Here is a 19,828-nt window from a genome sequence, read left to right as displayed (position 1 = left end):
GCCGACCGCCCTTATCCGAAAGGCCCGCCGTGCCCGAGACCGCGCCGCCCGACACCGTGCCGCCCGAGACCGAAGCGGCCGTCGCAAGAGCTGCGGCCGCCGCGCGTATCGCCCACCACCGGAGCCGCTTCGAGCCCGTCTTCGCCGCCTACTTCGACGGGCTGCTGAAGGACCGGGGCCCGCTCGCGGGCAGCACCTTCGCCCCGCGCTGTGTGGAGCTGCTGCGGGACCAGTCGCTGCGCGGCGGCAAACGGCTGCGGGTGGCCCTGCTCCACGAGGCCGCGCGGCTGGTCACCGGCGAGGAGGTACCGGGTCTCGACGCGGCGGCGATCAGCGTCGAGCTGCTGCACACCCACGGTCTGGTCCACGACGACATCATCGACGACGCGCCCCTGCGGCGCGGTGCCCCCTCCACGTACTACGCCTACCGGGCCGACTTCCCCGGACGGGAGCGCACCGCCCTCGGGCTGGCCGTCCTCGCCGGGGACCTGGCCGCCTTCCTCTCCGTCCAGGTGCTGCTGGAGGCGCCGCTGCCGGACGGGCTGCGGCGGGCGATGGCCGCGACCCAGACCCGGGCGGCGGCCGACACGGTGCTGGGCCAGTTCCTCGATCTGGAACGGGACTTCCCGCCGGTGCCCGACGAGGAGTTCCTGCACACCGTCACCGAGTACAAGTCCGCGCGGTACTCGATCCTCGCCCCGCTGCGGCTCGGGCTGCTCGCCGCCGGAGAGGACCCGGACCGGTACGCCGACGGGCTCCACCGGTACGCGGTCCTGGTGGGGATCTACGAGCAGATGCGCGACGACTGTCTGGACCTCTTCGGGGACCCCGCCGTCACGGGGAAGCCGGTGGGCACGGATCTGCGCGAGGGACGGCGTACCTACGCGGTCGACGCCCTGCTGGAGACGGTCGGCGGGGCGGACCGGGACCGGGTCACGGCCGCCCTCGGGGACCCGGCGTGCGATACGGACCGGGTCGCGGAGATCCGGGAGATCGCCCTCCGGCACGGAGTGGACGCCCTGCTGCACCGGCGGATGACGGGATACGCGCGGGCCGCGTCCCAGGAGGCGGCGCGCTGGCGGCCCCGGTGGCGGGAGGAGGCGGTCTCCTTCTTCGAGGCGCTGCCGCTGTGGAGCGTGGAGCGCCGGGCGTGAAGCCGTGCCCGCGCCCTCCCGTTCCGGTGGATACGGGCGGGCACGGGCGGGCGTCAGCGCAGTAAGGAGAAGGTGGTGCCCGCCGCGGCGGCCCCCACCGTGACACCGACGACGACCTGGGCGGGGGTGTGCCGCCCCAGCCGGATCCGGGACCAGGCGGTCGCCGCGGTCACCACGGTCAACGGCAGCATCCAGGAGCCGTAGCCCAGGATGAGCACCGCACTGGCCCCCGCCGCGACGGCGGAGTGCGCCGACACCTTCCAGACGGTGGTGATGGCGGCGAGCGCCAGCAGGACCGCGGCCATCGCCACCACCAGGGCGGTCATCTCGCGGGGCGCCCCCAGCAGCGGGAGCAGCACCGCCCCGGCGGCGACCGGGGCGAGGATCCAGGGCGCCGCGGCGAGCCGGTCCCGGCGCTCCGTCAGACCGCCGCCCCAGGAGCCCCGGCGGCACCCGGCCTCGATCAGCAGCGGCGGGACCACCCCGGTGACCAGGGCGGTCAGCGCCCCCCAGAGCGCACCCGGGGGTCCGGCGGCGTGCCAGCCGATGAGGGGCGCGGTCACCAGCATCCAGCTGCGCGGTGCGAACCAGCCGCTGATCAGGGCCGCGAGCCGGGTGTCGGGTCCGGCGGCGAGTCCGGTCATCCCCGGTCCCCGGCGCCGCCGGCCAGCTCCTCGACGGCGCGGGCCCAGCGGTCCGGCAGGGTCTCGGCCCCGGGCAGCGCCCGGTCGATCCGGAAGCACACCGAGGCGATCCCCCGGTAGGCGATCAGGCTGACCGTCATGGGGGTGCCGTCGGGGCAGAACATCATCGGCTCCACCCGCGCCACCGGTGTCCCGCCGACGGTCAGCCGGTGCCGCATCAGCAGAAAGGAGCTGCCGATCGACATCCTGCCGGGGCGGGTGGCGAAGCGGGCCAGGCGCAGATGGAGCCAGGTGGGCAGGGCGGTGGAGAACCGGTGGAGGACGGCCCGGTGGGAGACGGAGCGCAGCGGGGCGGTGGCGCGGACGGTGCCCTCCAGCCGGCGGGCGGCGGCGAGGGCTCCCCCGGGCAGATCGACCCGTACCGGGAAGCAGCGGTTGCCGGGGACGACGGCCTCCTCCGGAGTGCGCAGACTGACCGGGACGAAGACGGGTACGGGGAGGTGCGCGGCGCGCGGCCAGTGCTCGGCGGCCCATCCGGCGACGGCGTGGGCGACGGCGGCGAGGTGGATGTCATTGGCCCCGCAGTCACCGGCGCGGGCCGCCTCGCGCAGCCGGGCGAGCGGCAGCTCGGCCCAGAGCAGGTGACGTTCGGCGGAGAGGGGGTGGCTGCGCGAGCGCCACATCGGGATCCGGCCGCCGCCGGTCAGGGAGGAGAGCGAGCCCCGGGCCTCGCGCCTGCGGAGCCGGGGCAGCCGGGCGGTGATGGAGAGCTGGGAGGGGCGCAGCGGGGGGCCGAAGAGGGTCTCCAGGACGGAGATCAGTCCGCCGCCGTCCTGGAGTCCGTGGTGGGTGAGGTAGACGAGGACTGAGCCGGAGCCGGAGCCGGCGGGTCCGCCGTCACTTCCCGGGGTGCTCTCCGGGGTGCTCGTCGGGGTGCTCGTCGGGGTGCTCGCGGAGGGCTCCCGGCGGAGCAGGACCAGGCGCCAGGGCGGGGCGTCGGCGGGCAGCGGTTCCCTCAGCAGCTCCTCCAGGACCGCCGCGACCGGACCGGGCCCCAGGGGGCGTTCGGTGATGTGCCGCTCGGGGTCGGGTTCGGCGGGTACCCAGGCGGGCGGGTGCTGCCGCAGCCGGTGGGTGAGGGCGGGCAGGACGGGCGCCAGCGCGGCCACCCGTTCCCGGATCAGGGCCAGTTCGGGGGTGGGGCCTTCGAGATGGAGCGCCACCCCGATGGTGAAACCGGCGTCGGGGTGGGGGGCCGCGTCATGCAGCCCGTGGAAGAGGAGGTCCACGAAGTTGGGTGCCGGGACGGGCCCCTGAGGGGGCGTCACGGGCTCGGGGACGGCGGGTCCGGGGGGCTGTGCGCGCTCCCGGGCCGGGTCCCGGGTGGTGTCGGTGGTCATGGCAGTTCCCTCCCAGGGGACGCGGGTCGGGGCCGGCCCGGAAGCCGGGGCCGGGGCCGGGCCTGTCCGGTGTGTAACGCGACCGCCGTCCCCAGGGCACGGACAGACGTCCACGCGAGTACGGCCATGGGGCCCCCGACGAATCGCGGCAATGCCGCGCCGCATGCGGGCCCGCCGCGCCTACACTGGCCTTTCCGCGCATGTCCCCCGCTGGGAATCGTCGCCGGCGCGCCCGCCGGGGCAGGGAGCGACCGTGTTCTACTACCTGCTCAAACATGTCGTGCTCGGGCCGCTGCTGCGCCTGCTGTTCCGGCCCAGGATCGAGGGGCTCGAACACATCCCCGAGGACGGCGCGGCGATCGTCGCCGGGAATCATCTGTCGTTCTCCGACCACTTCCTGCTGCCCGCGATCCTGCACCGCCGGATCACCTTTCTGGCGAAGGCCGAGTACTTCACGGGGCCGGGGGTGAAGGGCCGGCTGACCGCCGCGTTCTTCCGCAGCGCGGGGCAGATCCCGGTGGACCGCTCCGGCAAGGAGGCCGGGCAGGCGGCGATCCGGGAGGGGCTCGGGGTGCTCGGCAAGGGTGAGCTGCTCGGTATCTATCCGGAGGGCACCCGCTCCCACGACGGCCGTCTCTACAAGGGCAAGGTCGGGGTGGCGGTGATGGCGCTGCGGGCGGGTGTGCCGGTGATTCCCTGCGCCATGGTGGGGACCTTCGAGATCCAGCCGCCGGGCCAGGTGATGCCGAGGATCAAGCGGGTGACCGTGCGCTTCGGGGAGCCGCTGGAGTTCTCCCGTTACGAGGGTCTGGAGAACGAGAAGGCGGTGCTCCGGGCGGTGACGGACGAGATCATCTCCGCGATCCTCAAGCTGTCCGGCCAGGAGTACGTGGACCGGTACGCGGCGGACGTCAAGGCGGAGGTGGAGCAGGCCCGCAAGGACCGCTCGGACCGCTCGGGCAAGGAGCGCGGGGGTACGGTCGGCCGCTGACCGGCGCATACGGAGGCCAGGGGCCCCGGTCCAGGACGCCGGGGCGGCGGCACGCCCGGACGGCTCAGCGGCCGGGGCCCGGGCGGTGGTGCTCGGCGGTGAGCCCGAAGCGCCGTCGCCCGTCGGGTGCCGAGGGGGCGGCGCCCAGCGAGGAGACGGAGCTGATCACCTGGTCGGCCGCGCGCTCCCGCTCCTGTGCGTCCAGTGCGTCGAGCCGCTCCAGATCGGCGGCGGAGACCAGGGCCACCAGCGGCTTGCCGTGCCGGGTCACCGTCACCCGCTCCCCGCCGTAGACCACACGGTTGATCAGCTCGGCCAGCTCCGCCCGTGCCTGGGTCACCGGAATCTCGTACGCCATGGGTCCATCATAACGCCCTGTACTTCACGTACGTCCTGTACATTTTCTGGAACGCCGCCATTCCTACCGCCGCTCCTACCGCCGTTCACCCGGCCATTCATCCGGCCGTTCACCCGGCCGTTCACGAGGAGGCATCGCGATGACTCACTCCGATCGCACCCCGGCAGCCCGTACGGTGCTGCCCGAGTTCCATGAGCGCACCCCCCAGGGGGTACGGCGGCTCGACCCCTGGTCGAAGCTGCTGGAGGGACGGATCGTTCTGCTCGGCACCGCCGTGGACGACATCGCGGTCGGCGATGTGATCACCCAGCTGCTCCAGCTGGAGTACGCGGCGCCGGAACGGGACATCTCGCTCTATATCAACGCGCCCGGCGGCTCCCTGGACGCCGTGATGGCGATCCATGACACCCTCCAGGCGATCACCTGCACGGTGGAGACCGTCTGTGTCGGGCAGGTCGCGGGCGCCGCCGCGCTGCTGCTCGCGGCGGGCGCCCCGGGCCGGCGGCTGATGCTGCCCACCGCGCGGATCACCCTGCGACAGCCCTCCCTCGCGGAGCCGCTGCACGGACAGCCGTCCGATCTGGAGATCCATACGGCCGAACTGCTGCGGCAGCGCGGCACGTTCACCGCGCTCCTCGCCCGGTACACCGGCCGCGACCCGGAGCGGGTGACCGCCGAGCTGGAACGGCCGAGGCATCTCACAGCGGCCCAGGCGCTGGAGTACGGCCTGGTCGACCAGGTGATCCGGACCCGTGGGGCCGGTGCGCGGGGGGCGGCGAGCGCATGATTCCGAGGCAGCCGCCCCTGCCCGCGCTCACCCGGGCCGAGGGGGAACTGATCGACGCCTATCTCAGCGCCGCCGATCTGCTCGGGCGGATCAATCCGGCGCGCGCCACCCATACCTATGGCGCGCTCCGCGCCGCCCAGGCGCTCGTGAGCCAGGCGACCGCGCTGCGCGAGGCGCTCGATCTGATGCATCGGCGCGGGGAGAGCGAAGTGCACGCCGCGACGCTCGCGAGGGCGCTCAGGGTGCTCGACGGGGAGCGCAGAACACTGCGGGTTTCCCTACCACCACCCCAAGCTCCCTGACCATCCCTCCGCAGGGGGTCAACCGCCATGTGGGTACCAGTGCCAGTAGCCCGAATGATGTACGCGAGGGCGCCGCCCCGGCTACGGTCGAGTTGCGGAACCGTCCACCGAATAAGCGGAATATCTTATTCCTCCGCAGGTGCGGGCATGCTCACCTCTCGTGAGCCGGACCACAGAGGGCCGCTGTCCACCTGAACGGACCAAGGGTGGCAAACCTCACATATAGCCTTTTCCGCTCGGAATTTGATCGGGTTGTGGGTCAAGATCCCTGGGACGACAAGCCCCCGTCACCTCGGCGGGGCGGTCCGGGCGGACGCCGAGTCCTGCCGCTGTCCCGGGCTCTGGTCGACAGGAGTGCTTCGGCAGGAGTGGAGGACCCAAGCAGTACGGGACGCACGGACCCACCGTCCGGACGTTCCTTGGGGTGAAGCCGCACCGCGGCCGGGAAACTTCGTCCACCCGAACCCGACAGGTCACCCTTCACAGGCGGATGACGAAGGGTTGCGCATGAGTGCGCAGAACACCGTCCCGTTCCTGTTGAGCCGGGCGGGGGCCGTGTCGGCCCTCACCCTCGCCGCGGTCGGCGGATCGCTTCTGGTGCCGGGAGGCACCCCGGAGGCACAGGCCGCGACCACCCACGCGAACAAGGCGCTCAAGGTGGCGGCCTCGAAGAAGGGAGCGCCCTACCGCTATGGCGCGGCCGGGCCGAGCCGCTTCGACTGTTCAGGGCTGACGCTCTACTCGTACAAGAAGGCGGGCAAGAAGCTGCCGCGCACCGCGCAGCAGCAGTACAACAAGAGCCGCAAGATCTCCTCTTCCTCCCGCAAGGCCGGTGACCTGGTCTTCTTCCACTCGCGGGGGTACGTCTACCACGTGGGCATCTACGCCGGTAAGGGGAAGATCTGGCACTCTCCGAAGCGGGGGTCCTGGGTGAAGCTGGACAAGATCTGGACCAAGAACGTGCGCTACGGCCGGGTGTCCTGAGGGACCGTCCGTCATCGCCCGACGGGCGAGGGCGGACCGGAGGAACCGGCGGCGGCCGCCCGCTCCGGTGGGGTACGGGCCCCCGCCGGAGCCGTCGCACCCGCCGGAGTCCTGGCCCCCGCCGGAGCCGTGGCCTCCACCGTGGCCAGCGCGTCGGCGATCTGCCGCCCGGTCAGATCCGCACGGGCCGTCAGCCGCAGCCGGGAGATGCCGTCCGGCACCGAAGGGGGCCTGAAGCAGCCGACGGCGAGCCCCTCGGCCCGACAGCGGGCCGCCCAGGCGACCGCCTCACCGGCCGACGGCGCCCGGACCGACACCACGGCGGCGTCCGGGCGCCGGGCGGTGAAGCCACGCTCCGTCAGTCCCCGGTGCAGCGCGAGCGCATGGGCGCGGACCCGGCCGGCCAGCTCCGGGCGGGCCCGCAGCCGCTCCAGCGCGGCGAGCGCGGCACCGGTGGCGGCCGGGGCGAGCCCGGTGTCGAAGACAAAGCTCCGGGCCGTGTTCACCAGATGGTCGATCACCCGGGCGGGGCCCAGGACCGCGCCGCCCTGGCTGCCCAGCGCCTTGGAGAGCGTCACGGTGGCGACCACCCCCGGCTGCCCCGCGAGACCCGTCGCCCACAGGGCGCCCCGGCCGCCGTCGCCCAGCACCCCGAGCCCATGGGCGTCGTCCACCAGCAGGGCGGCGCCCCGCGCACGGCAGATCCGGGCGAGGTCGGCGAGCGGGGCCGCGTCGCCGTCCACCGAGAAGACCGCGTCACTGACGACCAGGGAGCGCTCGGTGGGCCCCGCGCCGTTCAGGGCCTCCCGTACCGCGTCCACATCGGCGTGCGGCGTGATCACCGTACGGGCGCGGGAGAGCCGGCAGCCGTCGACGATCGACGCGTGATTGGCGGCATCCGACACCAGCAGGGAGTCCCGGCCGGTGAGCGCGGTGACGGCGGCGAGATTGGCCGCATAGCCGGAGGAGAACACCAGGGCCGCCTCGAAGCCGCAGAACGCGGCGAGTTCCCGCTCCAACGCGGCGTGGAGCGCGGTGCTGCCGCTCACCAGCCGGGAGCCGGTCGCCCCGGCCCCCCAGCGGCGGGCCGCGTCGGCCGCCGCGCCGGTGACGGCGGGGTCCCGGGCGAGTCCGAGATAGTCGTTCCCCGCGAGATCCAGCGGGCCGGCGCCGGCCTCCCTCGGCCGCAGGGTCCGGACCAGACCGGCCCGTTCCCTCAGCCGGGCCGCGTCGCCGAGCCACCCGAAGGGGTCCGGACCCGTCGAAGGGGCCGGGCCCGGCCGTGCGGGATCCTCGTCCGGGCCTGGCGCGGAACACACTTCCCTGTTCATGGTCCCCAGACCCTAACGGCGCCGGGCACCTGGGGGGATGTGTCCATGCGCACACCTCGCCGCGGGGTCTGTTGTGGAGTTCCGCCTTTCCCCCGGCCCGCTCCGTGCGTCAGGATCGGCGCCATGGACCTGCTGAAGACGCTGGTGGAGAAGGGGCTGCGGCGCGAGCTGCCGACCCGCGACGAGGCACTCGCCGTACTGGCGACCTCCGATGACGAACTGCTCGACGTCGTCGCCGCGGCGGGCAGTGTGCGCCGCCAGTGGTTCGGACGGCGGGTGAAACTCAACTATCTGGTCAATCTGAAGTCCGGGCTCTGCCCCGAGGACTGCAACTACTGCTCGCAGCGGCTCGGGTCGAAGGCGGAGATCCTCAAGTACACCTGGCTGAAGCCGGAGGAGGCGTCGAAGGCGGCGGCGGCCGGAGTGGCGGGCGGCGCCAAGCGCGTCTGCCTGGTCGCCAGCGGACGCGGCCCCACCGACCGCGATGTCGACCGGGTCTCCCGGACCATCGAGGCCATCAAGGAGGAGAACGAGGAGGTGGAGGTCTGCGCCTGTCTGGGACTGCTCTCGGACGGACAGGCCGAGCGGCTGCGGGAGGCCGGCGCCGACGCGTACAACCACAACCTCAACACCTCCGAGGCCACCTATGGCGCCATCACCACCACCCACACCTACGCGGACCGTGTCGACACCGTCCAGAAGGCCCACGCCGCCGGTCTCTCGGCCTGCTCGGGCCTGATCGCCGGGATGGGCGAGAGCGACAAGGACCTGGTCGACGTGGTCTTCGCGCTGCGGGAGCTGGACCCGGACTCCGTTCCGGTGAACTTCCTGATCCCCTTCGAGGGCACCCCGCTGGCCAAGGAGTGGAACCTCACCCCGCAGCGGTGCCTGCGGATCCTGGCGATGGTGCGGTTCGTCTGCCCGGATGTGGAGGTACGGCTCGCGGGCGGGCGCGAGGTGCATCTGCGCACCCTCCAGCCGCTCGCGCTGCACCTGGTGAACTCCATCTTCCTCGGCGACTATCTGACCAGCGAGGGCCAGGCGGGCAAGGCCGATCTGGACATGATCGCGGACGCGGGCTTCGAGGTGGAGGGCACGGACACCACCACCCTCCCGGAGCACCGGACGGACGCGGCGGCCGGTGGCTGCGGTTCGGTCTGCGGCGACGGGAACGGGACCGGGGCCGGGGGCTGTGCGGAGCCCGCCACGGCGAACGGTACGGAGACCCCCACCCCGAAGACCCCGGCCCCGAAGACCCCTGCCTCGACGAACCCGGCTTCGACGAACCCGGCCTCGAACGGCGCCGACAGCGGCGGGAGCGCGGCGGTGGCGGGAGGCCCCCGTACCGACCTGGTGACCGTACGGCGCCGGGGCGCGGGCACGGAGCTGGCGCCCAATGCCTGAGGCGCCGCCGCTCTCCCCCGGAGAGCTGCTCGCCCTGGACCGGGCCCATGTCTGGCATCCGTACGGCCCCATGCCGGGCCGGGTGGACCCACTGGTGGTGGAGTCGGCGTCGGGGGTACGGCTGCGGCTGGCCGAGCCGGTCCACGGCAGCCGGGAGCTGATCGACGGGATGGCCTCCTGGTGGTCGGCGATCCATGGCTACAACCACCCCGTCCTCAACGAGGCGGCCCGGGGCCAGCTGGACCGGATGAGCCATGTGATGTTCGGCGGGCTCACCCATGAGCCCGCCGTCCGGCTGGCGACCCGGCTGGTGGAGATCACCCCGGAGCCGCTGCGCCATGTCTTCCTCAGCGACTCCGGCTCGGTGGCGGTGGAGGTCGCGGTGAAGATGTGCCTCCAGTACTGGCGCTCCCGGGGCAACCCCGCCAAGCGGCGCCTGCTGACCTGGCGCGGCGGCTATCACGGGGACACCTGGCAGCCGATGGCGGTCTGCGACCCCGACGGCGGGATGCACCATCTGTGGTCGGGGTCGCTGCCCCGGCAGGTGTTCGCCGACGCGCCTCCCGAGGAGTACGACGAGGGGTACGCGGAGCGGCTGCGGGAGCTGATCGCCCGGCACGCGCACGAGCTGGCGGCGGTGATCGTCGAGCCGGTGGTGCAGGGGGCGGGCGGGATGCGCTTCCACTCCCCCGCGTATCTGCGGGTGCTGCGGGAGGCGTGCGACGCCCATGAGGTGCTGCTGGTACTGGACGAGATCGCGACCGGCTTCGGCCGCACCGGGACCCTCTTCGCGGCGGACTCGGCCGGGGTCGCCCCGGATGTGATGTGTCTGGGCAAGGCGCTGACCGGCGGCTATCTCTCCATGGCGGCGACCCTGTGCACCTCGGAGGTGGCGGCGGGCATCTCGCGCGGCGAGGTGCCGGTGCTCGCCCACGGGCCCACCTTCATGGCCAATCCACTGGCGGCGGCGGTGGCCGGAGCCTCGATCGGGCTGCTCCTCGACCAGGACTGGCAGCAGGAGGTCAAGCGGCTGGAGACCGGGCTCCGGGCGGGGCTCGCGGAGGCGGTGGAGCTGCCGGGGGTACGGGATGTCCGGGTCCTCGGCGGGATCGGGGTCATCCAGCTCGACCACCCGGTCGACATGGCGGCGGCCACGGAGGCGGCGGTCCGTGCGGGGGTCTGGCTGCGGCCGTTCCGGGACCTGGTCTACGCGATGCCGCCCTATGTGACCGACGACGAGGATCTGGCGCGGATCTGCGCGGGGATGCGCGCGGCGGCGACCGCGGGCTGAGGCACGGGCCGAGGTCGCGGGCCGCCGGGGCCGGGTGCCCACGGCGGCCGGGGGGATCTTCCCCGACAGGGAACGAGAAACGGGAAAGGCAGGAACAGCGTGTCCGTCATCGTGGTCTCGGGTACCGGGACCGAGATCGGGAAGACCGTCGTGACCGCCGGGCTGGTCGCGCTGGCGGCCGGCCTGCGGGTGGCCGTGGTCAAGCCCGCGCAGACCGGGGTCGCCGAGGGGGAGCCCGGCGATCTGGCCGAGGTACGGCGGCTCGGCGGCCCGGCGCACGGTCTGGAGCTGGCGCGCTTTCCCGAGCCGCTGGCCCCCGCGACCGCCGCGCGGCGGGCCGGGCGGACCGCTCCAGGTGCCGAGGAGATCGCGGACCGGGTGGCGGCGCTGGCCGGGGAGTACGACCTGGTGCTGGTCGAGGGGGCGGGCGGGCTGCTGGTCCGCTTCGACGACCGGGGCACCACCCTCGCCGATGTCGCCCGGCTGCTGGCCGCCCCCGTGCTGGTGGTGGCCCCCGCCGGGCTCGGCACGCTCAACGCGGTGGCACTGACCGGCGAGGCGCTGCGGGCCCGGGGGGTCGACCAGCTGGGCGTGGTCGTCGGCAGCTGGCCGGCCGCCCCGGACCTCGCGGCCCGCTGCAATCTGCTGGACCTCCCCGAGGTGGCGGGGGCGCCGCTGCTGGGCGCCGTCCCGGAGGGCGCGGGCCGGCTCTCCCCGGCCGATTTCCGCGCCCGCGCGCCCCGCTGGTTCGCCCCCCGCCTGGGCGGCACCTGGGACGCCACCGCCTTCACCGGCGCCGCGCGGCCCGAGCCCCTGGTGGCGGCCGAAGCGGTCGGCGCCCTGGCACGGTAGGCCGCGCGGCGCCGCCCGGCCGACGACCGGGCCCGGGGGCCGGGGCACGCCGGGCCCGGGCGGGCGCGACCTAGGGTGGACCCATGCGCGCACGACTCAGCGAGATCGTCTTCGACTGTCATGACCCGGCCCTGCTGGTCCGCTTCTGGGCGGCGCTGTTCGGGGGCGACCCGGTGGACCGGAGCCCCGGCTGGTCCTTCGTGGACCCGCCGGACGGGGTGCGGATCGCCTTTCAGCGGGTGCCGGAGGGAAAGGCCGGGAAGAACCGGCTGCATCTGGATCTGGAGGCCGGGGATCTCGCGGCGGCGACGGCGCGGGCGGTGGCGCTCGGGGCCTCGCCGGTCGGAGCGGTGGTCTCCGACCCCCAGGGGGACTTCCAGGTGCTCCACGACCCGGAGGGCAATGAGTTCTGCTTCGTCCTCCCGGCCTGACCCGCCCCCGGCCTGACCCGCCCCCGGTCTGACCCGCCCCTGATCCGCCCCCGGCCCGGCCGGGACCCGGCCGGTGACACCACCCCGCCCGGGGCGCACCACGGGGGAAAACCGCTGGTCGGCCCAGGAAGCGGCATGCTTGGGTCGATCCATGAGCGACGATCTTCACATCCGTACCGCACGGGTCGACGAGGCCCGTACCGTTCTCGCCTTCTGGGCGGAGGCCGCCGAGGGCACCAGCATCACCGACGACGTGGACGGGGTCACCCGGCTGATCACCCGGGATCCGCAGGCCCTGATCCTCGCCGAGTCCGGCGGCCTGCTCGTGGGCTCCGTGATCGCCGGCTGGGACGGCTGGCGCTGCTCCCTGTACCGGCTCGCCGTGCTCCCCCCGTACCGCCGCCGGGGGGTCGCCACCGCCCTGCTGGAGGCCGCCGAGGAGCGTTTCACCGCCGTGGGCGGGCGGCGCGGGGACGCCATGGTGCTGGAGGCCAATGAGAGGGCCCAGCGTGCCTGGTCCTCGGCCGGGTACCGGCGGGAGGAGCGCTGGCGGCGCTGGGTGAAGCCGTACGACCGGCCCGCCGACGCCCCTGCGGTCACCGAGGCCCCTGAGCCGGCTGCGCCCGCGGCCGGTCACCGAGGGTAGCCGCCGGGGAGCCGGGAGCCTCGGCACGGCGGGACCCCCGGGAGGCCCGATAGTCTGGGACGACCCTTCCCCACCGGGCACTTTGCCGGTCCTTTACCATGGGAGGGTCCTGTGGAACCCAATCGAAAGGTGTGAGCGTCCGTCCATGGACGAGCCTCCCAGTAGCAGACATCGAGCCTCCCGGCCGCCCCTCACCCACCGTGGGACGGGGATGACCCGATGAGCGAAATCCTCCTTCTCTGTGTGGCGTTGCTGCTCTCGCTCGCCTGCGGCGTCTTCGTCGCGGCAGAGTTCTCCCTCACCACGGTGGAGCGCGCCGACCTCGAAAGCGCCGTCGAGCGCGGCGAACGCGGCGCGGCGAGCGCCCTGAAGGCGGTCCGCGGACTCACCTTCCAGCTCTCCGGCGCCCAGCTCGGCATCACCGTGACCAATCTGGTCGTCGGCATGCTCTCCGAGCCGTCGATCGCCAAGCTCATCCGCGGCCCGATGGAGGACCTGGGGCTCTCACCCTCGGTCGCCTCATCGGTCGCCCTGGTCCTCGGTACCGCGCTCTCCACCGTCGTCCTCATGGTCGTCGGCGAGCTGGTCCCGAAGAACTGGGCCATCTCCCAGCCGCTGGCGGTCGCCAAGCTCTCGGCCACTCCGCAGCGCCTCTTCACGGCCGCGTTCAAGCCACTGATCAGCCATCTCAACAACACCGCCAACCGCATTCTGCGGCGGCTGGGGATGGAGCCCACCGAAGAGCTGGCCTCCGCCCGCAGCCCCCAGGAGCTGGTGGCACTCGCCCGCCACTCCGCCAAGGAGGGCGCGCTGGAGGCGGACACCGCCGAGCTGTTCGTCCGGACACTGCATCTGGCCGAGCTGAGCGCCGAGAACGTCATGACCCCCCGGGTCCAGGTCACCGCGCTGGAGGTGCAGGCCACGGCAGAGGACGTGGCCAACGCCACCCGTGCCACCGGCCTGTCCCGCTTCCCCGTCTACCGGGGGAACCTCGACACCGTCGTCGGGATCGCGCACATCAAGGACGTCCTGGCCGTACCGGCCGAGCGGCGTGCCCGTACCAGCGTCGCCGACGTGGTGCGCGAACCCCTGCTGGTGCCCGAGTCCCTCACCGTCGACAGGTTGATGGACCGGCTCGGCGGGCGGTCCACGATGGCCGTCGTCATCGACGAGTACGGCGGTACCGCCGGCGTGGTGACGATGGAGGACATCGTGGAGGAGGTCGTCGGCGAGGTCCGCGACGAGCACGACCCGCACGAGACCCCGGATCTGGCCCCGGTGGGCGAGGACGCGGACGGCCGTCCGCTCTGGTCCGCCGATGGTGCCGCCCGTACCGATCAGCTGGAGCAGGTGGGGCTGAAGGTGCCCGAGGGACCGTACGAGACCCTGGCCGGTCTGGTCGCCACCGAGCTGGGGCGGATCCCGGCCGAGGGTGACCACATCGACCTGGAGGGCTGGCGGCTGGATGTGGTCGACGCCTCCGGGCGGCGTGCCGCACGGGTGCTGATGCACGCCCCGGCCGCCTCCGCGCAGGACTCCGCCGTGGACGAGGAGGCCGGACGATGATCGCTGTCCAGCTTCTGATCGGTCTGGCGACCCTGGTGGTCAACGCCTTCTTCGTCGGCGCCGAGTTCGCCATGATCTCGGTCCGCCGCAGCCAGATCGAGCCCGAGGCCGAGGCGGGCAACCGCCGGGCCCGCAGTGTGCTGTGGGGTCTGGAGCATGTGTCGGCGCTGCTGGCGACGGCGCAGCTCGGCATCACCCTGTGCACCCTGGTGCTCGGTATCGTCGCCGAACCCGCCATCGCCCATCTGCTGGAGCCGGTGTTCCACTCGCTGGGCGTGCCCGAGGGTGCCATCCATCCGATCTCGTTCGTGATCGCGCTGGCCCTGGCGACCTATCTGCACATGCTGCTGGGCGAGATGGTCCCCAAGAACATCGCCCTGGCCGAGCCGACCCGCAGTGCGCTGCTGCTCGGCCCGCCGCTGGTGGCGGTCGCACGGGCGCTCCGCCCGGTGATCTTCACCATCAACGCCTTCGCCAATACGCTGCTGAAGCTGCTGCGGGTGGAGGTCAAGGACGAGGTCGCCGCGACCTTCTCCGATGACGAGCTGGCCCGGATGGTGGCGGACGCGGGTGACGCGGGGCTGCTGGACGACCGTTCGGCGGAGCGGCTGCGGGACGCCCTGGAGCTGGGCCGTCGCCCGGTGGGCGATGTCGTGGTGCCGGTCGAACGGGTGGTGTACGCGGGTGCCGGGACCACTCCGGAGCAGTTGGAGCGGCTCTCGGCGGAGTCCGGGTTCTCCCGTTTCCCGGTCCGGGACGCGGAGCGGGGCATCGTCGGTTATCTCCATGTGAAGGACGCGCTCGACGCGACCCCGCGGGTGGAGCCCTTCCCGGTGGCCGCGCTGCGGCCGATCGCCCGGGTGCGGGCGACGACCCCGCTGGACGACGTGCTCACCGCGATGCGCCGCAGCCGGACCCATCTGGCGGCGGTGGTCGACGAGGACGGCGCTCCGGTGGGCCTGGTGGCCATGGAGGACGTCCTGCGGGAGCTGGTCGGCAGGACCGACTAGTTTTTCCGGAGCCGTCGGCGGCCCGCGCTCCCCTCGGGGGGCGCGGGCCGCCGTGCGTCCCGGGGTGTCCGGGACGGCCGTGCGTCCCGGGTGTGCGAGACGTCCCGGGGTGTACGGGAGCCGCGCGCAGGGGCCCGTACCCGCTCCCGGGGCATCGGATCCGCCGTCCGTACCCGGGACGTACCGCGCGGTACGATCGCCTGGCCATGCAGAAGAACACCGACTACACCAGCCTGGTCGCGGTGGGCGACTCCTTCACCGAGGGCATGTCGGACCCGGCGCCGGACGGCTCCTACCGGGGCTGGGCGGACCGGCTCGCGGACCGGCTGGCCGTGCGGACCCCCGGTTTCCGGTACGCGAATCTCGCCGTCCGGGGCAAACTCATCGGGCAGATCGTGGCGGAGCAGGTCCCGCTCGCCGCCGCGATGCGCGCCGATGTGGTGACCCTGGTGGGCGGGCTCAACGACACCCTGCGGCCCCGCTGCGACATGGGCCGGGTCCATGCCCTGCTGGAGGAGGCGGTGGAGCGGCTCGCCCCGACCTGCCGCACCCTGGTGCTGATGCACAGCCCCGGGCGGGACGGGCCGGTGATGCAGCGGTTCCGTCCCCGGATGGAGGAGCTGTTCGTCCAGGTGGACGCCCTGGCCGCGCGCCATGGGGCACTGGTGGTGGATCTCTACGGCGCCGGGGTGCTGGGCGATCCCCGGCTCTGGGACGCCGACCGGCTGCATCTGACGGCCGAGGGGCACCGGCGGGTCGCGGAGGCGGTCTGGCAGGGCCTGGGGCTGCCCGCCGAGGAGGACTGGCGGACACCGCTGCCCCCGGCGGCGCCGGCGGGCTGGGCGGCCCGGCGGACGGATGATCTGCGGTTCGCCCGGCGCCATCTGGGACCCTGGATCGGGCGCCGGCTGACGGGCCGCTCCTCCGGGGACGGGCTGCCGCCCAAGCGCCCCGACCTGCTCGCCTACCCGGTGGACGGGGCCGCTCAGCGGCCCGCGCGGCCTTCGTAGCAACCCACAACCAGGGCCGAGGCTCTGGCCTGCATGAATCGCCAGTAGAATCTGGCCATGTGACTGCTGTGACTGCGAAGCCCCGCATCCCCAATGTCCTGGCCGGCCGCTACGCCTCCGCGGAGCTGGCGGCTCTGTGGTCCCCCGAGGAGAAGGTCCGGCTGGAGCGCAGGCTCTGGCTGGCCGTGCTCCGCGCCCAGAAGGATCTCGGCATCGAGGTGCCGGAGACCGCCCTCGCCGACTACGAGCGGGTCCTCGACCAGGTCGACCTGGCGTCGATCGCGGAGCGCGAGAAGGTCACCCGGCACGATGTGAAGGCGCGGATCGAGGAGTTCAACGCGCTCGCCGGGCATGAGCAGATCCACAAGGGCATGACCTCCCGGGATCTGACCGAGAATGTGGAGCAGCTCCAGATCCGGCTGTCGCTGGAGCTGACCCGGGACCGTGCGGTCGCGGTCCTGGCCCGGCTGGGCCGGCTCTCCGCCGAGTACGCCGAACTGGTGATCGCGGGCCGCTCGCACAATGTGGCCGCGCAGGCGACGACGCTCGGCAAGCGGTTCGCGACCGCCGCCGACGAGCTGCTCGTGGCGTACGGGCGGCTGGAGGAGCTGCTGGACCGCTACCCGCTGCGCGGGATCAAGGGCCCGGTCGGCACCGCCCAGGACATGCTGGACCTCCTCGGCGGCGACGCCGGGAAGCTGGCCGAGCTGGAGAGCCGGGTCGCCGGCCATCTGGGCTTCGCGCGGGCCTTCACCTCGGTGGGCCAGGTCTACCCCCGCTCCCTCGACTACGACGTGGTCTCCGCGCTGGTGCAGCTGGCCGCCGCGCCCTCGTCGGTCGCGAAGACCATCCGGCTGATGGCCGGGCACGAGCTGGTCACCGAGGGCTTCAAGCCGGGCCAGGTCGGCTCGTCGGCGATGCCGCACAAGATGAACACCCGCTCCTGCGAGCGCGTGAACGGCCTGATGGTCATCCTGCGCGGCTATGCCTCCATGACCGGCGAGCTGGCGGGCGACCAGTGGAACGAGGGCGACGTCTCCTGCTCGGTGGTACGCCGGGTGGCCCTGCCGGACGCCTTCTTCGCCCTGGACGGGCTGCTGGAGACCTTCCTGACGGTGCTGGACGAGTTCGGCGCCTTCCCCGCGGTGATCGCCCGTGAGCTGGACCGCTATCTGCCCTTCCTGGCCACCACCAAGGTGCTGATGGGCGCGGTACGGGCCGGTGTGGGCCGGGAGGAGGCCCATGAGGCGATCAAGGAGCACGCGGTGGGCTCGGCGCTGGCGATGCGGGAGCGCGGCGCGGAGCGCAACGAGCTGCTGGACCGGCTCGCCGCCGATGACCGCATCCCCCTGGACCGGGCCGCGCTGGACGCCCTGATGGCGGACAAGCTGTCCTTCACGGGCGCCGCCGCCGACCAGGTGACCTCGGTGGTGGCACGGATCGAGGAGATCACGGCGGAGCACCCGGAGGCCGCCGGGTACGCCCCCGGGGCGATCCTCTGACCCCCGAGGAGCTGGCGGCCGCCCGGGGCCGCGTCGTCGACGACGTGGCCGCGGACGGCCTCGCCGTGCTCTTCTGCGGCATCAACCCGGGGCTGATGTCGGCCGCCACGGGCCATCACTTCGCCCGGCCCGGCAATCGCTTCTGGCCGGTACTGCACCGCTCCGGCTTCACCCCGCGCCGGCTGCTCCCCGCCGAGGAGCGGGAGCTGCTGACCTACGGACTCGGCATCACCAATGTGGTGGCGCGGGCGACCGCGCGCGCCGACGAGCTGTCGGCCGAGGAGCTGCGGACCGGCGGTGAGCTGCTGCGGGCCAGGGTCGGGCGGCTGCGCCCGCGCTGGCTCGCGGTGGTCGGGATCACCGCGTACCGCACCGCCTTCCAGGAGCCCCGGGCCCGGATGGGGCGCCAGGAGCGGACGATCGGGGAGACCGGGATCTGGGTGCTGCCCAACCCGAGCGGGCTGAACGCGCACTGGACGGCCGAGTCGATGGCCGAGGAGTACGGGCGGCTGCGGACGGTGGCCCTCCGGCCCCCCGGGAGCCCGTAGGACGGTCGTCCCGCACGGCCCTTCCGGCGCCGTTCCGGATGGCTCCCCCGGCCCTTCCGGGTGCCGCCCGGGGGGACCGGGGAGGCGTCCCGGCGCCTGAGAGGACAAGGCACCGGGCACCCGGGGGAACGCGAAACGGCTGGCCGGACCCGTCGTACCCCTCCCATCGATCGTGCACGTCGGACGGGCGAGCGAGTACGATCCGGCAGACACACACGCCCGAACTGCGCGAGTGAGGGCTGGAAGGACACATGGTGGGGCGGCTGACCGGCGGGGATCCGTCTCTGCTGCGGCGGATCAACTCCGCGGTGGTACTCCATGCGCTACGGGACGCCGGTTCCCCGACGCTCACGGATCTGACCCGGCTCACGGGGCTGTCACGCCCCACGGTCGAGGGTGTGATCGAAGGGCTGGTCGAGGCGGACCTGGTCAGCGAGTCGGAACCCGAGGAGGGCGAGGCCCGCCGTCAGGGCCGACCCGCGCGGCGCTTCCGGTTCCGGGTGGAGGCGGGGCATCTGCTCGGTGTGGAGATCGGTCCGCACCGGGTGGCCGCGCTGGTCTCGGGGCTGGACGGACGGGTCATCGGCGCGGGTTCCCGGGATGTGGCGGAGGCCGCCTCCGCCGATGAGCGGCTGGAGCGGGTCCGGCAGGTGATCGCGGATGTGCTGCGCAGGGCCGGGGTGGCCCGGACCAATCTGCGGGCCGTCGGCGTCGGTACGCCGGGGATCGTGGAGGCGGACGGGACGATACGGCTCGGCACCGCCCTGCCCGGCTGGACCGGACTGGCGCTGGGGCAGCGGCTCCAGCGTTCCTTCCGCTGTCCGGTGCTGGTGGAGAACGACGCCAACGCGGCGGCCCTCGCCGAGCACTGGAAGGGGTCCGCGAAGGACTCCGACGATGTCGTCTTCGTCCTGGCGGGGCTGAGCCCCGGGGCGGGCTCCCTGATCGGCGGACGGCTGCACCGGGGCTTCGGCGGCGCCGCGGGCGAGATAGGCGCGCTGCATCTGCTGGGGCGCGAGGTGACCCCGGAGACGCTGTTGTCGACCACGGACCAGCCGCTGCACCCGCTGGACGAGCCCGCGGTGGCGCAGGTCTTCGCCCTGGCCAAGCAGGGCGACGCACGGGCGGGCGCGGCGGTGGAGCGGTTCATCCAGCGGCTGGTGCACGATGTGGCGGCGCTGGTGCTGGCGCTCGACCCGGAGCTGGTGGTCATCGGTGGCTGGGCCGCCGGTCTGGACGGGGTGCTGGATCCCCTCCGCGAGGAGCTGGCGCGCTACTGTCTGCGGCCGCCCCGGGTGACGCTCTCGCTGCTGCGGGAGGCGGCGGTGGCGACGGGGGCGCTGCGGCTGGCGCTCGACCATGTCGAGGAGGAGCTGTTCGCGGTGGAGGGCACGGCGGCGTCCCACCGCTGACCCCGGCCCCGGCGCTCCGGTACGCACCGGAGCGGCCCGCCGCCACGCGGGGGAAGAGCCGCCCGTACCCACGGAAACGGCCCGGCGGCGGGGGCCGGGTGGTGCCCGGGCCCGGGCGGGGGGGGGTGCACCCGCCCCCCCGCCCCCGGGGGCCCGGGGCGCAACGGGCGGGGCCGGGTCAGGCGGGGCCGGGGGGCGGCGGGGT

The 19,828-nt window shown here is 73.7% G+C and carries 20 protein-coding genes and 1 riboswitch; of the genes, 16 read left to right on the top strand and 4 right to left on the bottom strand.

Features of this window, described 5'->3' with window-relative positions; translation table 11 throughout:
• The first annotated feature begins 56 nt into the window (after positions 1 to 56).
• Complete coding sequence (locus tag ABT354_RS35625) at positions 57 to 1,154, top strand: polyprenyl synthetase family protein (protein WP_502983567.1); 1,098 nt, start codon at positions 57 to 59, stop codon at positions 1,152 to 1,154.
• Between the two features lie 53 nt (positions 1,155 to 1,207).
• Here ABT354_RS35625 and ABT354_RS35620 read toward each other — a convergent pair whose 3' ends face one another.
• Positions 1,208 to 1,798 (bottom strand): hypothetical protein, encoded by a 591-nt coding sequence (locus ABT354_RS35620; RefSeq protein WP_351501700.1) that lies wholly within the window; start codon positions 1,796 to 1,798, stop codon positions 1,208 to 1,210.
• Positions 1,795 to 3,198, bottom strand: a complete 1,404-nt coding sequence (locus ABT354_RS35615; RefSeq protein WP_351501698.1) for a hypothetical protein — start codon at positions 3,196 to 3,198, stop codon at positions 1,795 to 1,797. The genes ABT354_RS35620 and ABT354_RS35615 overlap by 4 nt, the downstream gene beginning before the upstream one ends.
• Before the next feature lie 253 nt (positions 3,199 to 3,451).
• Between ABT354_RS35615 and ABT354_RS35610 the strand changes: the two genes are divergently transcribed.
• Complete coding sequence (locus tag ABT354_RS35610; RefSeq protein ID WP_351501696.1) at positions 3,452 to 4,189, top strand: lysophospholipid acyltransferase family protein; 738 nt, start codon at positions 3,452 to 3,454, stop codon at positions 4,187 to 4,189.
• Between the two features lie 64 nt (positions 4,190 to 4,253).
• On the opposite strand, the gene ABT354_RS35605 is transcribed toward ABT354_RS35610, so the two are convergent.
• Positions 4,254 to 4,547, bottom strand: coding sequence for a type II toxin-antitoxin system Phd/YefM family antitoxin (locus tag ABT354_RS35605; RefSeq protein WP_351501694.1), 294 nt, complete (start codon positions 4,545 to 4,547; stop codon positions 4,254 to 4,256).
• A 139-nt stretch (positions 4,548 to 4,686) separates the two neighbouring features.
• Between ABT354_RS35605 and ABT354_RS35600 the strand changes: the two genes are divergently transcribed.
• The 3 genes from ABT354_RS35600 to ABT354_RS35590 all read left to right on the top strand — a co-directional run bounded on the left by ABT354_RS35600 (position 4,687) and on the right by ABT354_RS35590 (position 6,620).
• The gene (locus tag ABT354_RS35600) at positions 4,687 to 5,334 is read left to right on the top strand and encodes an ATP-dependent Clp protease proteolytic subunit (RefSeq protein WP_351501692.1); all 648 of its coding nucleotides are present in this window, start codon (positions 4,687 to 4,689) and stop codon (positions 5,332 to 5,334) included.
• Positions 5,331 to 5,636 carry a hypothetical protein gene (locus ABT354_RS35595; RefSeq protein WP_351501690.1) on the top strand — a complete coding sequence of 102 codons (306 nt, stop codon included), beginning with the start codon at positions 5,331 to 5,333 and terminating at the stop codon, positions 5,634 to 5,636. The genes ABT354_RS35600 and ABT354_RS35595 overlap by 4 nt, the downstream gene beginning before the upstream one ends.
• A 345-nt stretch (positions 5,637 to 5,981) precedes the next feature.
• A riboswitch (cyclic di-AMP (ydaO/yuaA leader) is annotated at positions 5,982 to 6,140 on the top strand.
• Between the two features lie 3 nt (positions 6,141 to 6,143).
• Positions 6,144 to 6,620: a C40 family peptidase gene (locus ABT354_RS35590; RefSeq protein WP_351501688.1), complete on the top strand. Its 477-nt coding sequence runs from the start codon at positions 6,144 to 6,146 to the stop codon at positions 6,618 to 6,620.
• An 11-nt stretch (positions 6,621 to 6,631) separates the two neighbouring features.
• Here ABT354_RS35590 and ABT354_RS35585 read toward each other — a convergent pair whose 3' ends face one another.
• Positions 6,632 to 7,951, bottom strand: a complete 1,320-nt coding sequence (locus tag ABT354_RS35585) for an 8-amino-7-oxononanoate synthase (RefSeq protein WP_351501686.1) — start codon at positions 7,949 to 7,951, stop codon at positions 6,632 to 6,634.
• Positions 7,952 to 8,074: 123 nt separating this feature from the next.
• Between ABT354_RS35585 and bioB the strand changes: the two genes are divergently transcribed.
• The 11 genes from bioB (at position 8,075) to ABT354_RS35530 (ending at position 19,623) form a co-directional block, all read left to right on the top strand.
• Positions 8,075 to 9,355 carry a biotin synthase BioB gene (gene bioB / locus ABT354_RS35580; protein WP_351501684.1) on the top strand — a complete coding sequence of 427 codons (1,281 nt, stop codon included), beginning with the start codon at positions 8,075 to 8,077 and terminating at the stop codon, positions 9,353 to 9,355.
• Positions 9,348 to 10,646: an adenosylmethionine--8-amino-7-oxononanoate transaminase gene (locus tag ABT354_RS35575; RefSeq protein WP_351501682.1), complete on the top strand. Its 1,299-nt coding sequence runs from the start codon at positions 9,348 to 9,350 to the stop codon at positions 10,644 to 10,646. The genes bioB and ABT354_RS35575 overlap by 8 nt, the downstream gene beginning before the upstream one ends.
• 99 nt (positions 10,647 to 10,745) lie before the next feature.
• A complete protein-coding gene (gene bioD, locus ABT354_RS35570) occupies positions 10,746 to 11,498 on the top strand; it encodes a dethiobiotin synthase (RefSeq protein WP_351501680.1) in 753 nt (250 codons plus the stop codon).
• Between the two features lie 83 nt (positions 11,499 to 11,581).
• A complete protein-coding gene (locus ABT354_RS35565) occupies positions 11,582 to 11,929 on the top strand; it encodes a VOC family protein (protein WP_351501678.1) in 348 nt (115 codons plus the stop codon).
• 151 nt (positions 11,930 to 12,080) lie between these two features.
• Positions 12,081 to 12,575 carry a GNAT family N-acetyltransferase gene (locus tag ABT354_RS35560; RefSeq protein WP_351501676.1) on the top strand — a complete coding sequence of 165 codons (495 nt, stop codon included), beginning with the start codon at positions 12,081 to 12,083 and terminating at the stop codon, positions 12,573 to 12,575.
• 219 nt (positions 12,576 to 12,794) lie between these two features.
• Positions 12,795 to 14,141, top strand: coding sequence for a hemolysin family protein (locus ABT354_RS35555; protein WP_351501674.1), 1,347 nt, complete (start codon positions 12,795 to 12,797; stop codon positions 14,139 to 14,141).
• Positions 14,138 to 15,151, top strand: coding sequence for a hemolysin family protein (locus ABT354_RS35550; protein ID WP_351501672.1), 1,014 nt, complete (start codon positions 14,138 to 14,140; stop codon positions 15,149 to 15,151). Before ABT354_RS35555 ends, ABT354_RS35550 begins: the two co-directional genes overlap by 4 nt.
• 206 nt (positions 15,152 to 15,357) lie before the next feature.
• Positions 15,358 to 16,161: an SGNH/GDSL hydrolase family protein gene (locus tag ABT354_RS35545; RefSeq protein ID WP_351501670.1), complete on the top strand. Its 804-nt coding sequence runs from the start codon at positions 15,358 to 15,360 to the stop codon at positions 16,159 to 16,161.
• 59 nt (positions 16,162 to 16,220) lie between these two features.
• Entirely contained in the window at positions 16,221 to 17,663 is a 1,443-nt protein-coding gene (purB, locus tag ABT354_RS35540) for an adenylosuccinate lyase (RefSeq protein WP_351501668.1), read from the top strand.
• Positions 17,660 to 18,211: a G/U mismatch-specific DNA glycosylase gene (gene mug / locus ABT354_RS35535; protein WP_351501749.1), complete on the top strand. Its 552-nt coding sequence runs from the start codon at positions 17,660 to 17,662 to the stop codon at positions 18,209 to 18,211. The genes purB and mug overlap by 4 nt, the downstream gene beginning before the upstream one ends.
• A gap of 254 nt (positions 18,212 to 18,465) precedes the next feature.
• A complete protein-coding gene (locus ABT354_RS35530; RefSeq protein WP_351501747.1) occupies positions 18,466 to 19,623 on the top strand; it encodes an ROK family transcriptional regulator in 1,158 nt (385 codons plus the stop codon).
• Positions 19,624 to 19,828 lie beyond the last annotated feature (205 nt).

This window comes from Streptomyces sp. NPDC000594 (assembly GCF_040299965.1).
In the GTDB taxonomy this organism is placed as follows: Bacteria; Actinomycetota; Actinomycetes; order Streptomycetales; family Streptomycetaceae; genus Streptomyces.
This window is presented reverse-complemented; position numbering and strand designations above follow the sequence as displayed.

Bases quoted from the DNA above. Each gene is read 5' to 3' on its own strand.
- ABT354_RS35620 (WP_351501700.1), bottom strand. From the start codon at position 1,798: ATGACCGGACTCGCCGCCGGACCCGACACCCGGCTCGCGGCCCTGATC.
- ABT354_RS35615 (WP_351501698.1), bottom strand. From the start codon at position 3,198: ATGACCACCGACACCACCCGGGACCCGGCCCGGGAGCGCGCACAGCCC.
- ABT354_RS35605 (WP_351501694.1), bottom strand. From the start codon at position 4,547: ATGGCGTACGAGATTCCGGTGACCCAGGCACGGGCGGAGCTGGCCGAG.
- ABT354_RS35600 (WP_351501692.1), top strand. From the start codon at position 4,687: ATGACTCACTCCGATCGCACCCCGGCAGCCCGTACGGTGCTGCCCGAG.
- ABT354_RS35595 (WP_351501690.1), top strand. From the start codon at position 5,331: ATGATTCCGAGGCAGCCGCCCCTGCCCGCGCTCACCCGGGCCGAGGGG.
- ABT354_RS35590 (WP_351501688.1), top strand. From the start codon at position 6,144: ATGAGTGCGCAGAACACCGTCCCGTTCCTGTTGAGCCGGGCGGGGGCC.
- ABT354_RS35585 (WP_351501686.1), bottom strand. From the start codon at position 7,951: ATGAACAGGGAAGTGTGTTCCGCGCCAGGCCCGGACGAGGATCCCGCA.
- bioB (WP_351501684.1), top strand. From the start codon at position 8,075: ATGGACCTGCTGAAGACGCTGGTGGAGAAGGGGCTGCGGCGCGAGCTG.
- ABT354_RS35575 (WP_351501682.1), top strand. From the start codon at position 9,348: ATGCCTGAGGCGCCGCCGCTCTCCCCCGGAGAGCTGCTCGCCCTGGAC.
- ABT354_RS35565 (WP_351501678.1), top strand. From the start codon at position 11,582: ATGCGCGCACGACTCAGCGAGATCGTCTTCGACTGTCATGACCCGGCC.
- ABT354_RS35560 (WP_351501676.1), top strand. From the start codon at position 12,081: ATGAGCGACGATCTTCACATCCGTACCGCACGGGTCGACGAGGCCCGT.
- ABT354_RS35555 (WP_351501674.1), top strand. From the start codon at position 12,795: ATGAGCGAAATCCTCCTTCTCTGTGTGGCGTTGCTGCTCTCGCTCGCC.
- ABT354_RS35550 (WP_351501672.1), top strand. From the start codon at position 14,138: ATGATCGCTGTCCAGCTTCTGATCGGTCTGGCGACCCTGGTGGTCAAC.
- ABT354_RS35545 (WP_351501670.1), top strand. From the start codon at position 15,358: ATGCAGAAGAACACCGACTACACCAGCCTGGTCGCGGTGGGCGACTCC.